We start from the raw sequence: 14,288 nt of genomic DNA, 5'->3' as shown, positions 1-14,288 counted from the left end.
GTCAGTATGAATAATATGGAACTTATCCGCAAGTCATTCAGGAATCGACTGGACTGCCAGAGATTCAACAGAAGCGCATAACCATGCGTTTTGTTGAGTCTCTTTTTTGATTCTATAGGGGGGATGGGATACCGCTGCTGTAAGGAGAGCAATTCGTAAGAAGAATCGACTGGACCGCCAGAGATTCAATGAGCACGCGAGCAGTGTGTCTTGTTGAGTCTTTTTGTGATGAGTAATTGAGTTCCCAAAAAACTGCCTAGGGCGAAGTGAAAGGAAGGGTTACCTCTATGAAAAAGCTTACTATATCCGTAATTACTGCAGCCGTAGTGTTCTCAGTACTGACATATGCGGCAGTATCAGCCAAGCAGGACAACAAGGCTGAAGCAGCCACAGCCACAAATGTTGTGGAAACCCCGGCACCAGCTGATACTGCTACAGCCCCTGCAGCAGAGTCTGTTAAGCCTGAAGCGGCAGCTGCTGCTTCAACAGACACGGCTGAGACGGCAGCAGCGCCGGTTGTTGCAGACACGGCAGCAGCTTCTGCCGCACCGGCTTCGGTGAATTCCGCACCTGAGGCCGGCAAGACGGTTGCGGCAGCATCCACCGGGACGGCAGAGGTTGTCCAAGCCGAAGCCAAGGCCAAGGCGACTGCTGCTCCTGCGGCTAAAGAGACACAGCCGCAGGCTACAGCCAAGACGGCAGCTGCTCCTGTAGCTGCCCAAGCCCAAACGGCTGCGGCTCCCAAAGCCACAGCCGCTCCGAAGGCAACTACCGCGCCGAAGACTGAGACGGTGCAACCATCTGCCGCACCAGTTAAAACGGCAGCCCCGGCCCCGGCCGCTCCAGCGCCGGCTCAGGCCACCGAACAGCCCGCTCCGAAGAAGGTAACGTTCGCTACAACCGAGGTAGTCAAAGCGAGTGCAAGCGCCCCGGCCTCAGCTCCGGCTGCCAGCACATCCTCATCGCAAGCCTCCGGCAATTCCGCATCTCAAGCTGCTGATACCTCTGCCCCGGCGCCTGCTGTGAGCAATACTGCTCCTGCCCCGGCTGCTGTAGAGGAAGTTTGCCCTTAAGATTTCCGCGTCTTACTAAACTGACGGGCAGGCTGGTTATTGCAAAGTACAGAATAAAGATAAAGTTGAGGTGCAACTAATGAAAACACAGCAAAAACTTAATAAAATTCTCGCACCGCTGCTGGCGGCTGCACTCCTTGTCTTGCCGGGTATCCCCGGAAGGCGGCTGCAGAGCCGGTTCTTCCAGCTGGCAGCGCTGGAGAAGTCAGCACATATAACTATTTTTATGAGAATTATCCCCGCCTGAATGACCGGAACCATGTATATAAGACGGCTACATATGAAGATATCGCCAATCTGTTTGAGAGTGAGGGTACCTATGCCGTGCTGGTTGGCGGCACTTGGAGCGGGAACACGCAGGCGGATATCGGGTTTATTAATGAGGTTGCCAAGGAAGCCGGTATTAATGTACCGGTGATCTATAACTTTGATACCAAGCTGGACGGAGCCACGCTGGACATTGCAGACAGCAATAATCCGTATGCCTATAAATATGTGGATCTGGTCAACAAGTATTTGAAGAATCTTTCGCTGTATGACAAGGCAGACCCGCAGCACAATGTCAGTTATGTGAATGCGGCCGGCGAGACGGTTACTGCCAACAAGATTGATTCCCCTCTCCTGTTCTTGTACAACAAGGATCATAAGGATGGGCAGGGCAACAGCGCACCTGTTGTTTCTTATCTGAAGGACGGAAAGTCCTGGGAGCAATTCCTGACAGACGGCCAGCTTGACTCAGCCAAGGTCAATGATTATAAGGCCTCTGTGCGTCAGGTGTTTGAAGCAGCCTCCGCCTATAGTGTGATTAATGAGTCCGATTATATTAAAACAGCGTTCAACCGCAACTATGCCGGAGAGAACAACGGGAATATTATTTTTACGCCGGAGGATAAGGATCTTGTGCTGGAGCATGTAACCTATCATCAGCTGCAGCAGATTTTGGCCAGTGACGGGAACTATGCACTGTTGTTCGGGGGCTCGTGGTGCCCGAATACGCAGGCCATCATCAAATATATTAATGAACAAGCGATAGCTCATAACATAAGCACAATCTATTTCTTTGATACGAAGCTTGATTCGGGTCTGACGGTAGCGGAGTCCGGCAATAACACCGGAACAAGCGGGCGGGCCAATCCCCATAATAACAATGAGCTGCAGATCAGAACGAGCAATCATCCGTATGCCAATCTGTATGTTGATCTGGTTAATACCTACCTTACCAATATCAAGACAGAGAATAATCAGGCAGCGAAGCCTTCTGTAATCAGCTATGTGAATGATCTGAACGAGACGGTCACGGGTGACCGGCTTCAAGTGCCGTATCTCTTTACTTACAACAAGAACAACAAAGATGCTGCCGGTGAGAGTGCCCCTATTCTTGGGCATGTGGAGCTGATGTACTCCTGGACGAATATTCAGCCGGGGTATGTAAGCAGCGGATATTCCGACGGTGCCAGATATACTAATGCAATCCAGGCTTTAAACACGCTGTATTCCAGATTGGAGGCTGTGCCTGCAGGGCTGTATGGCAGTGCAGACGGCACCATCAGAGGTGCCAATGACCAGTTGGAATACAAGTACAAGACTGTGCAGGATTCGGTCTATGAATATCATCCGGCCGCAGGTGATACCATTTCGGGCCTGGTTCCGGGAACTTACCTGGTACGGTATAAAGCGACTACGGGTTCTCAGGGCCCTATCATTAAACCGGCAGGAACCACTGTTATACCTTATGCTGCGGGAGAAGCAGTAGAGGTTGTTGTTCCGCTCCCGGGAGAGCAGGCAGCCCCGGCAGGGTTGAAGGGACTCCCGCCGACCTCTGCAGCGAATACGGATGGGCAGATCAGCGGTGCAAGAGGGGCTTTGAGCACTGAGGAACTGCAGTCCCTGGAGTACAAGCTGACAACGGTAACGGAATATACGTATGCCAAGGATATACCGCCAGTCAATCTTACACCTGGTATCTACCAGGTAAGATATATTGCCCAGGAAGAGATTCCGGCAAGCCCTGAGGCGAATATTACGATTCCTGCCTTCACGGAGAGACAGGCGGCACCGGCCGGACTTACGGGAGTGAAGCCGACAACCTGGGAGAACAAGGACGGGAAGATTACGGGCACTACCAGTCAATTACAGATTAAGCTGTCCACCGTTACTGCGTATGTTTATGCGGGAGAGGGAGAAACCACGGGCTTAATCCCTGGGGTGTACGATCTGAGATATCCGGCAAAAGAAGGCTACACAGCCAGTCCGGTAGCAAAAGTGGTGGTTCCGGGCAATATTCAGGAACAGGCAGCCCCAACCGGCCTTAAAGGCGTTGCGCCAACCTCATCCGAGAATAAGAACGGGATCATTACGGGCACTACCACTGCACTGGAGTATAAGCTGTCCACGGCATCTGCCTACATCCCGGCCCCGGATAAGGAAATTACGGGTTTGTCCGCCGGGACCTATAATGTCAGAGCTGCGGCTAAGCTCGGCTACAAGGCAAGCCCGGATACCAGTGTTGTCGTACCGGCATATACACCGGCAACCGGTTCGAATAGTGGAGGAGGGGGCAATGGCGGCGGAACTCCGGTTGTGCGGGTACCAAGTGTCAGTCCGGCCCCGGCCCCATCCGCTACGACATCCGGGAATACCGTAACTGTAGTGGCGGCCGCCACTGCTACAACGGATACAGCTACAGGCGTAACTACAGCTTCTATTTCTGCAGAAGCCGTTGCAGGCCTTGTGAACAGTGCCAAGGCTGCGGAAACCGAAGGCAAGAAGGCTGTCCTGGAAATCAGCGTTGCCGCAGATGCCAATACCAAGACAGCGGAACTCAGTATTCCACGAAGTGCATTTAATGAAGCAGCCTCCGCCACGAATGCCGGGCTTAAGATTAATATTCTGAACGTCGGGCAGATTACGTTCGATTCTACTGCTGTAGCCAGCATCAGTGCTGCTGCGGATAGCGGGGCAATCCTCATTAGAATTGCCAAGGTGTCCTTAACTGAGGAAGGCAAGTCAGTACTCGGAGACAGACCGGTGTATGATCTGACTGTACAGGCAGGAGATAGTGAGGTGTCTGTCTTCGATGGCGGGAAGGTGCACGTCAGTCTTCCTTATACACCGCTGGCGGGTGAACAGGCACATTCTATTATCGTATATAACATCAACAAGGAAGGCGGCCTAGATGTTGTCCAGGGCAGGTACAAGGCAGCTGCCGCAGCAGTCGAATTTGTGACCACTCATTTCTCGCAATATATCATTGCCTACAATAAGGTTGCATTTGCTGACATTGCTGATACTGCCTGGTACAACAATGCTGTAAGCTTCCTGGCAGCCAGAGGGATCACTTCCGGCACGGACAATAGCAGCTACAGTCCGAACGCCTTAGTAACCAGAGGGCAATTCATTGTCCTGCTGCTCAAAGCCTACGGAATTGCACCGGACAGCAGCGGAGCAGCCAACTTTACAGATGCAGGAACAGCCTATTATTCCGGCTATCTGGCTGCTGCCAAGAGTCTGGGAATTGCTACGGGCTCCGGGGATAACCAGTTCAAGCCGGATAACCAGATTACACGGCAGGAGCTGTTCACCCTGCTGTACCGTGCGCTGAATGTTCTGGGTCAGCTGCCGGACTCCACGACAGATCTGGCGCTCTCAACCTACAGCGATGCGCCGCAGGTTGCCGGCTACGCACAAGAAGCTCTGCAGGCTCTTGTGCAGCGCGGTGTAGTAGAAGGTGACAACGGCAGAATTCATCCTTTGGAATTCTCCACACGGGCCGAGGCGGCACAGGTGATCTATAACCTGCTTGCCCGGTAGCCGCAAGTATAATAATTTCTTTATGGGCGGCCTGCGGGCCGCTCTTTTTGACGTTCACCTTTGCAATGTATGTGTGTTGCGATAACTCATAGGTAACAGGTGTTAAAATTTGCTAAAATAGGGACAACACCTAAAACGTAATTGAAGATGATGGATGTGCATGCCGAAGGGAGAGAGGGTAGTGGGTAATACAGAAGAACCGGTCATTTCAATTGAAGGACTATGGATGAATTACAGTGACAGAATGGTGCTGCGGGGAATTGACCTGGAGGTATACCGGGGACAGATTATCGGATACATCGGACCCAATGGCGCCGGCAAAAGTACCACGGTCAAAATCATGCTGGGGCTCGTGGAGGGCTATAGCGGGACGGTGCGTATTTTTGGCAGAGATATCTCAGACGGGGACACGGTCTACAAAAGAAGAATCGGCTATGTGCCGGAGGTGGCAGAGCTGTATGACAGCCTGTCTGCCCGGGAATATCTTACGTTTATCGGAGAGCTGTATGGCATGAAGAAGGCGGATGCTGAGCTCAAGGCGGAGAGGCTGATGGGACTGCTGAACCTGAGTAAGGCCTACGACATGCGGATTGCCTCCTACTCCAAAGGGATGAAGCAGAAGGTGCTGCTGATTGCCAGCATGCTGCATGACCCGGATATTCTGTTCCTGGACGAGCCGCTCAGCGGTCTGGATGCCAACAGTGTAATGGTGGTGAAGGAGATTTTTGCAACACTTGCGGCCAGGGGCAAAACAATTTTTTATTCCTCGCATATTATGGACGTGGTGGAGAAGATCAGCAGCCGGATTATTTTGCTGGACGGGGGTGATATCGTTGCGGACGGAACCTTCGCCCAGCTGCGGGAGCAGAGCCGGGAGGGCTCGCTTGAGGAGATTTTCAATCAGCTGACCGGATTTGACAAGTACAGGGATATCGCCAGTGAGTTCGTTGCTGTGATTGGAGAGGGTGCGCCGCATGAATGAATTCTTTGTACTGAAGCTGCTGGACCGGGTGCAGTGGATATTTAAGGCGCTCGGAGCCGATTATGCCGTACTGCGCCGCATTCTTCAGGTTAAGCTCACGATGGACGGCCGGCGGACACCAACGATATTCTCGGGATCGCAGGAACCCAAGCTGAATATGGAAGGCTCTCCGTTCCGGGTACAGTGGCTGTATCTGCTGCTCGGGCTGATGCTGATCGCGCTGGTTGCACCTGCAGACAACTATATCCTGACCATGAGCCTGATGTTCAGCATAGTGATGTTCATGATCACAACGACGCTGATATCGGATTTCTCGACAGTCATGCTGGATTTGCGGGACAAAAACATTCTCTTCTCCAAGCCGGTGGACCGCCGGACGCTAAACATGGCCAAAAGCATACATATTCTGATCTATCTGCTCACGTTAACCCTGACCTTCACCGGCCCCTCGCTTCTGTTCTCGTTATTCCGGCACGGGGCGCTGTTCTTCTTCCTGTATGCTGCGGAGATCATCCTGATGGACGGCTTCATTCTGGTGTTTACCGCACTGGTTTATCTGCTGATTTTAAGGTTTTTTGACGGTGAAAAGCTTAAGGACATCATCAATTATGTGCAGATTATTCTGTCCGTTGGCGTAACTGTTGGTGCTCAGCTCGTATCTCGCCTCTTTAATATCACAGAGTTCGGCCTGAATTTCACTCCTGCCTGGTGGCACTTCGCGCTGCCTCCCGTCTGGTTCGGGGCTCCGTTTGAGCTGCTGGTTGGGGGAGCGGAAGGCAGGCATCTAACTATCCTGGCCGTACTCGCTCTCGCAGCTCCTGTCGTGTTGTTTGCAGCCTATATCCGGCTGATGCCGCTGTTTGAAAGCAGTCTCCAGAAGCTGGCTGAACAAGGCGCTTCAGGGCAGGGCACCGGGCGGATATCCCGCAGGCTGTCAGAGATAACATGCCGGAACAAGGTAGAGGCGATGTTCTTCCGTTTCACCTGGTCGATGATGAAGCATGAGCGCGAATTCAAGCTTAGGGTATATCCAACTGTAGGCTTGTCCCTCGTGCTGCCCTTTATCTTTATCTTCAATCAGGTGTGGAGCGGGGATCTGGCAGCCATCAGAGGCTCCAGATCGTTTCTGTTTATCTATTACAGTGCTCTCCTGATGATGACGGCGGTACAAATGCTCCGCTACTCCAGCAGCTACAAAGGCGCATGGATCTATAAAGTAATCCCCTTGCCGGGAACGGCTATGGTATACCGCGGGATGCTGAAGGCAGTGGTGCTTAAGCTGCTGGTGCCTTTGTTTACTCTGGAGGCAGCCGTGTTCATCGGCTTGTTCGGGTCCAGGATTATTGCTGATATGGCAGCCGTACTGCTTGCGTTGCTGCTGTATTCGGTGCTTTGCTTTCTTCTGTTCCCCAGGGCGCTGCCGTTCTCGGAGAAGTATGAAGCAGCGCGGCGGAAGGAATTCACCGGCAGTGCTTTTGTGCAGCTGTTTGTTCTGGCGGGACTGGCCGGGATACATTATGTATTCACCTTAATTCCCGCGGGAATATACATCTATCTGGTAATTCTGGCAGCTGCAAACGCCTGGATATGGCACCGGGCCTTCCTGCCGGAGGAATCAAGCAGCAGCCGGTTTCCAACCCTCCGCGCGGGGGGCTGACGCCAAATATGGACATTTTTTGCCCACATTAAAAAAAGGGTCTAAGTTCCAGTATTTACTTAGACAGTCTGCCAAATACAAGGTAAAATACAGCTAAAGTTATATTTCAGGGATCGCCTATAATCTCTATGCACTCTTCCATTTATCTACTATTCGTATATTGATTTTTAACTTGAGGTTAACACTGAAAACGACGATGATAATAAAACCGGTGAAGAGGTCAACTATGGATCAAATGGGAATCCACTATAATATTTGGATTGTTTTACTATCTTTTGCGCTTGCTGCAACTGCGGCATACTCTGCGCTTAATCTGATTTCGCAGGTTTCCCATTCCACTGGCCGAGTCAGGCGTCTTTGGCTGCTCTCTGGTGCCTGCGTGCTGGGAAGCGGAATCTGGGCCATGCATTTTGTAGGCATTATGGCCAGCCATCTCCCTTTCAAGGTCAGCTACCATCCGGGTACAGCCGTTCTGTCCCTGCTCGTCAGTATGTTGTCCTGTTATGCGGCACTCCAGATAGCGACGGCTTCCCGCCAGAGAATGTGGCGGTTTCTTATTGGGGGTGTAATACTGGGCGGCGGCATCTCACTCATGCATTATATCGGAATGTCCTCCATAGAGATGGAGGCAAAGGTTCATTACGAAATTAAGGACCAGGCCTTGTCCGTTCTGATTGCTCTGCTGGCCTCCTACATCGGAGTATTTATGTTTCGCAAATTCAAGGATTATAGAGGCTATAGCCGCTGGAGGCTGTATTCGGCGCTGTTCATCGCCCTTGCGGTTACCGGAATGCATTATACCAGTCTGACAACAAGCCATCTGCAGTATGACAACTGGCTGGGCACGAAACCTGTACTCATGGAGGCAGATGTCATTCTGCTGACCGGCATTTCGCTGGTTACCCTGTTTATGCTGGCACTCTCCGGCGGAGCTGTTTTTCTGGACAGGCATGTGCTGGAGCGTATGGCTTACCATGATCCGCTTACTGAACTGCCGAACCGGCATGGACTGGAGCGTTATTTCAAGGATGATTTCTTCGGAGGTATCTCGGGAGCCGTGTTCTTCGTCGACCTGGACCGCTTCAAATCCATTAATGATACGCTCGGACATGATATCGGCGACCTGCTGCTGCGGGAAGTATCCGAACGGCTGACCCGCTGTGTGGGCGGGAAGGGCAAGGTCTTCCGGCTGGGCGGCGATGAATTCCTGATTGCCCTGCCCGATTGTACGATTGGAGCAGCGGAGGAAGAAGCGCAGCATATTCTGCAGGAGCTTAAGAAGTCTTATAGCATCGAAGGCAATGAGCTGTATGTAACGGCCAGTGTAGGGATCAGCATGACTCCCGCCCATGGAACGGACCGTTCGGCGCTAATGAAGGCTGCAGATACAGCGCTGTATACCTCCAAGGACTCGGGCAAGAACAAGTTCAGTGTGTTCGATCTGGAAATGAACCGCCATCAGGTACGGCGGATGTCGCTGGAGAAGGATCTGCGCAAGGCGCTCGCCCGCTCGGAGTTCATGGTTGTCTACCAGCCCAAGTGGGATTCACTCATGAATGTTACCGTAGGTCTTGAAGCGCTGCTGCGCTGGAGACATCCGGAGCACGGAATTATCTCTCCGGCTGAATTCATTCCGATTGCCGAGGAGACAGGCCTGATTGTGCCGATTACCTACTGGATGCTGCATGATGTATGCGGACAGAATATGCTCTGGCATAAGGCGAAGGTGGCGAATGTAGCGGTTTCGATCAACATGTCAGCCCGGATGTTTGAGAACGGCAGTCTGTACGATGTGGTAGAAGAAGCGCTGTCGCGTGCTGGCCTGGAGCCGCATTTCCTTGAGCTTGAGATTACAGAGTCCATTGCGATGAACAACATGGAAGAAACGGTTGCCCAGCTCTCCAAGCTGCGGAATCTCGGAGTAAGAGTCTCGCTGGATGATTTCGGGACAGGCTTCTCTTCCCTGGGCAATCTGGATGAGATTCCGGTCAATACACTGAAGATTGATCAGGTATTCATCCGTAAGAGCAAGATGCACTCCAAGAAAGCTATAATCAGTAATATCATTGCCATAGCCAGCAATCTCAATATGGAGGTTGTTGCCGAAGGCGTAGAGACTACAGAGCAGATTGAACTGCTGCAATCCCTCGGCTGCAGAGTGATGCAGGGCTTCTACTACGGCCGGCCCATGCCGGTTAATGAACTGGGCCAATGGTTCATAGAGAATACGGCATAATGCATGCAGATTCATTCGAAATAAAAGGCTGTCCCGGCCGTGGATCATTCCACGTTCGGGACAGCCTTTTTTTGAAAGAGAAGAATTTATATGCCCGGGGTCACCGGATAGTACCTGAGTAATCCTCGAAGCCAGGCCCCGCTTTATGAGGCGATTTTAAAGTTCTCGACCAATACCTGCAGCTTCTCGGCGAGGGAGGAGAGGAATGCCGCGGAAGATTCTACTTCCTCCATGGCGGCAAGCTGTTCCTGCGAAGAGGCCGATAAGGTCTCTGCACCTTCAGCAGTCTGGTTAGAGACATCTACAATCTTCTGAATTGCAGTTACAAGGCCGTCGGAGATTAGCGCAAGCTCACGGACGGTTGCCGAGATCTGCTGGCTCTGCGAAGACATATCGGAGACGGAGGTCTCGATCTCTGAGAAGGAATGTCCGGCAGCGATGATCATCTCTTTGCCGTGATGCATCTCTTCTGTGGAACGTTTCATAGTCTCTCCGGCTTTGTCCATCTGATTCACAATCAGACTGACCAGTTCACCGATCTGGCCGGCAGACCTCGCCGAACGTTCAGCCAGCTTGCGGACAGAGCCTGCCACAACGGCGAATCCCCGGCCCTCTTCCCCTGCACGCGCCGCTTCAATGGCTGCATTCAGGGATAACAGATTCGTTTCTTCGGCAATACTGGCAATCGTACCGACAATATTCTCGATCTCCTTGGAATGGCTGCCAAGCGTTTGGATAATGCCGGAAAGATCGGAGATGCTTCCGCTCACAATCCCCATCTGGGATGTGGTCAAATCCATAGACTCCCGGCCTGTCCGGGCTTTCTGGGCGTTAACGGCGGCATTGTTCATCGCGCTATCTGCATTGTCGGCAATTTCGGTAATGAAATGCGACATTTCCTGTACGGCTTTGTAGCTGCCTTCGAGGTTCTGCAATTGCGTATGTGCACCGTCTGCCAATTCGAGGGTAACATTGACGCTGTGTTCCCCGGCGCGGTTGGTCTCCTGCGCGCTGGCGGAGAGCTCCTGGGAGGAGGAGGCGACCAGCATCGAGGTATCATTAACCTGTGTAATCAGATTGCGCAGATTCAGGGTCATGTCATTGAAATCGCCCGACAGCTTTCCGATCTCATCCCTGCTCTTGAAGAGTAGAGGTTCCCGGCTAAGATCACCTTTGGCTACGGTGTTTACGGAAGCGGACAGTTTGGTCAGCGGGTTCACCATACGGCGAATCATCAGATATGCGGCAATTATGGCCACAATCAGAATCGAGCTCCCGATAATGAAGGGCTGAGTAATAATTTCCATTGTCCGTGTCTGAATCAGCGGGCCGTCAAAGTTAATAGCCATCAAAGCAATGATTGGTTTGGTAGGGTCATGGTCCTGATAAATGGGGCCGTAGCCGGTTTTAAGCGAGGTTCCTTGATATGTATATACTTTGGAGTATGCGGAATGCTTCATGGTGGTAATCATTTCTTTATCTTCATCGGAGAAATAGAAGGGGTCCCCGGCTTTATAACCTCGTTCTTTGAACCGGGCGTCAGCGGCTAGCACTTTGCCGTCGAGAGAGAGGATGAACGCTTCTTTAAAAATAGGTTTATGTTCATTAATCCAGCCTATGCGGTCTTCAATGGCACTTAACTTGCTCGTATCGCCTGCAGCCAGAGCAGCTATATCGGCGGGATCAATAAGGCCGGTAGTTATATTGGCACAGCCTACCAGTTCAATTCCTGCGGCTTCATCGATTTGCTTGTAAGCAGCATTATAACCGAAGAAGCCAATGGATGATCCGACCAGAAGCAGTACAATCAGCATCATCCACGTTAATTTTGTTGCCAATTTCATAAAAATGATCACCAGCCCTGACTCTAAGTATATTAAGTGAGTTCTCATCACTGCTACGATTATAGCGCATCACTGCTGCCAAGGCATCAGCCAGAATAAAGTATTTTTGTGTCAGAGAATGATGATTTGTGTAAACGAAAAACATTGAATCTATAGCCAAGATAATGGTACGCTTGGAATAAGACAAACGGACTGGGAGCTGAAGGGATGACGCAAGATATCAATCCGTTGATCGAACGTGTGGGCATATCCATGTGGAAGGTGCAGCGCAAAATAATGTCACAGATGTCCCTGCATAAGGAGTTAGGGTTAACGGTTCCGCAATTCGGACTGTTGCATATGATCGCTCAGGAGAAACAGGCACGGGTTATTCATCTTGCCGATAAAATGGAGGTGAAATCCAGTGCGGTCACGGTAATGCTGGACCGTCTGGAGCTGCTGGAGCTGATTGCGCGCGTTCCCGATGAGAACGACCGCCGGGCGGTAATCGTGACGATAACCGATAAGGGGCAAGGAGTTCTGGAAGAAGCGCAACACCGGTCGATGCTGCTGCTGGAGGAGCATTTATCCATACTTGAGCCAGAAGAACTCGAGAATTTCGCACACTATTATTTGCTGCTTGAGAAGCAGGAACGATAATCCTTGAACAGTGATAGCAGCCATGAAGTATATAAAATAAGCCAGCCCCCAAAGTTTCGGGAGGCTGGCTTATTTCTGTATATTCTACGACAGGCTCAGAACTATTCTTCAGCCGTTTCTTTGTCCGGCAGCTGTGTAACATAGCTGTCCGACAACTGGCGCAGCCGTAAGGCACGGGTATATTCATCCTCGGTGCCGGCCGGAGTATGACCGCCGTTAGCAAGCGGATATTGTGTATTATCCTCAAAGCTGTTACCGGGAATCAGCAGGCCGGAGCTGGCGATAAACGAACCGGTAGGCAGGTAATACCGCTGAGGCAGCAGATTGTAAGACTGGCTGAGCAAATCCTGGCCGAAATGAATATTGTTATCCATCGATACGCCCAGCAGGCTGGCAGCAGTAGGCATAATATCCACTTCTCCGCCCACCTGCTCAAGTGTTTGCGGCGCCAATCCCTTGCCGTGAACGAGCAGCGGGATATTCAGCATATTCGCATAGGCATAATCATAACCGTAGATTTCCTTCATTAATTCCTTGTCGTCATGATCAAGCGAGTAGATAGGCAGTCCCATATGGTCGCCGTAGACCATAATCAGGCTGTTATCCCATATTCCGTCCGCCTTCAGTTCCTCCACGAATTGTCCGAAGGCATAGTCAGCATAATTCTGCGACCGGATATAGTCTCCGACGAAAGTGCCTTCATAACGTTCAGGCAGCTTCATTTTGTACTTCTCTTCAGGGATAGTGAACGGATGGTGCGCAGACATGGAGATCACCTGTGCGTAGAATGGCTGTCCTCCGTCTTTCATTTCCTTCAGCTTCTCAGCAGTTTTGCTGTAGAGCATTTCATCGGAAGCCCCGAAGAAGAAGGTGTCCTCGTCCCCGAAGAACTTGTGATCGTAATAATGCTCCCAGCCCAGTGAGCTGTACAGCTCGCCGCGGTTCCAGAATTCCACATCATTCGTATGGAAGGTGGCTGTCTGATATCCGCTGGCCTGCAGCAGGCGCGGCAGACTTGGCACTTCCTTATCCACATAAGACATTGTAGCTGCCCCCTGCGGAGGAATGTAGAAGGATGAATTGACTACGAATTCTGCATCTGAAGTATTGCCCTGGCCGACCATCTGATAGAAGTTGTTGAAATACAGGCTGTCCTCCATCAGGCGGTTCAGGTTAGGTGTGACTTCCTGGCCGTCTATCTTAAGGCCCATCAGGAAAGTCTGAAAGGACTCCAGTTGGATAATAATCAGATTCTTGCCCTTGGCAGCCCCGGCATACGGGGATATCGCTGAAGGATCGATTCCCTTAAGCTGATTAATGGTATCCTGCGTAATCTCGCTGGCATTTACAAGCTCTGGTTTATCTTGAGCAAAGATAGTATATGCTTCATAATTAAGGATGCCCATTTCCTGGGCCTTCTTGATTTCGTTCATGCTTGCTTTGTTGGGAAGAATATTGAACAGGCAGAGTCCGAGTGAAACTGCGAACAGGACGACATGCAGCATTCTTCCGTTGTGGCGGTTAATTTTATCCTTCTTGTAGTTGCGTCCGTTCTTGTTAATGAAGAAGTAGAAGCCAAGGACGATAATGTCGGTGAAGATCAGCAGATAATAAGGGTCCATGAGTGAGAATACGCTGTTGCGCACCGCAGTGACCTGGTTCACCTGCTCTGCCGCATGGTAAGTGACAATAACCCCGTAATATTTGAAGTACATAATAGCGGCAAAAAAGATGGCGGTAACCAGCAGATTAACCGTCATGTAATATCCGAGTTTTCGTTTGGAGGCAAAACGCTCAATCAGGAAGAAAAGTGCCCAGACAAAAGGAATTTCAGTCAGTACCGATTTCCAGAACTGCAGGTCTTCAAAAATGACACCCCAGGCTAAAAGGCTTTTAAGGACAAAAATAATTGAGAAGAACACAAATGGCTTGAGCAACCATCGTTTGATCGTTACGGATGACACAGCTTCGCCTTCTTTCTTAAGAATAAACATGTTTCCCGGCTGGGAGGAAACAGCAGCATGAGGACAAAAGAATTCCATTATCA

General features: G+C 51.1%; 9 protein-coding genes. 7 read left to right on the top strand and 2 right to left on the bottom strand.

Annotated features, from left to right (window positions below; genetic code table 11):
- Positions 1–287 precede the first annotated feature (287 nt).
- The 6 genes from QW71_RS38220 (at position 288) to QW71_RS25135 (ending at position 9,758) form a co-directional block, all read left to right on the top strand.
- Positions 288–1,073, top strand: coding sequence for a hypothetical protein (locus QW71_RS38220; RefSeq protein WP_052770195.1), 786 nt, complete (start codon positions 288–290; stop codon positions 1,071–1,073).
- A 79-nt stretch (positions 1,074–1,152) separates the two neighbouring features.
- Positions 1,153–1,320, top strand: a complete 168-nt coding sequence (locus QW71_RS40615) for a hypothetical protein (protein ID WP_160311843.1) — start codon at positions 1,153–1,155, stop codon at positions 1,318–1,320.
- A gap of 77 nt (positions 1,321–1,397) precedes the next feature.
- Positions 1,398–4,883, top strand: a complete 3,486-nt coding sequence (locus tag QW71_RS25150; RefSeq protein WP_039305564.1) for an S-layer homology domain-containing protein — start codon at positions 1,398–1,400, stop codon at positions 4,881–4,883.
- Positions 4,884–5,109: 226 nt separating this feature from the next.
- Entirely contained in the window at positions 5,110–5,865 is a 756-nt protein-coding gene (locus QW71_RS25145; RefSeq protein ID WP_235441548.1) for an ABC transporter ATP-binding protein, read from the top strand.
- Positions 5,858–7,522 (top strand): hypothetical protein, encoded by a 1,665-nt coding sequence (locus QW71_RS25140; protein WP_039305558.1) that lies wholly within the window; start codon positions 5,858–5,860, stop codon positions 7,520–7,522. The genes QW71_RS25145 and QW71_RS25140 overlap by 8 nt, the downstream gene beginning before the upstream one ends.
- Before the next feature lie 226 nt (positions 7,523–7,748).
- Positions 7,749–9,758: a bifunctional diguanylate cyclase/phosphodiesterase gene (locus QW71_RS25135; RefSeq protein WP_039305555.1), complete on the top strand. Its 2,010-nt coding sequence runs from the start codon at positions 7,749–7,751 to the stop codon at positions 9,756–9,758.
- A 143-nt stretch (positions 9,759–9,901) separates the two neighbouring features.
- On the opposite strand, the gene QW71_RS25130 is transcribed toward QW71_RS25135, so the two are convergent.
- Positions 9,902–11,602, bottom strand: coding sequence for a methyl-accepting chemotaxis protein (locus QW71_RS25130; protein WP_039305552.1), 1,701 nt, complete (start codon positions 11,600–11,602; stop codon positions 9,902–9,904).
- A gap of 207 nt (positions 11,603–11,809) precedes the next feature.
- Between QW71_RS25130 and QW71_RS25125 the strand changes: the two genes are divergently transcribed.
- Positions 11,810–12,241, top strand: coding sequence for a MarR family winged helix-turn-helix transcriptional regulator (locus QW71_RS25125; RefSeq protein ID WP_047013973.1), 432 nt, complete (start codon positions 11,810–11,812; stop codon positions 12,239–12,241).
- Positions 12,242–12,342: 101 nt separating this feature from the next.
- Here the strand turns inward: QW71_RS25125 and QW71_RS25120 are convergent, their stop codons facing one another.
- Positions 12,343–14,235 carry an LTA synthase family protein gene (locus QW71_RS25120; protein ID WP_047013972.1) on the bottom strand — a complete coding sequence of 631 codons (1,893 nt, stop codon included), beginning with the start codon at positions 14,233–14,235 and terminating at the stop codon, positions 12,343–12,345.
- Positions 14,236–14,288: the final 53 nt, after the last annotated feature.

The sequence above is a fragment of the Paenibacillus sp. IHB B 3415 genome (assembly GCF_000802655.2).
Taxonomy (GTDB): Bacteria; Bacillota; Bacilli; order Paenibacillales; family Paenibacillaceae; genus Paenibacillus_AQ; species Paenibacillus_AQ phytohabitans.
The sequence above is the reverse complement of the archived record's forward strand: the minus strand, read 5'-3'. Positions and strand labels throughout refer to the sequence as shown.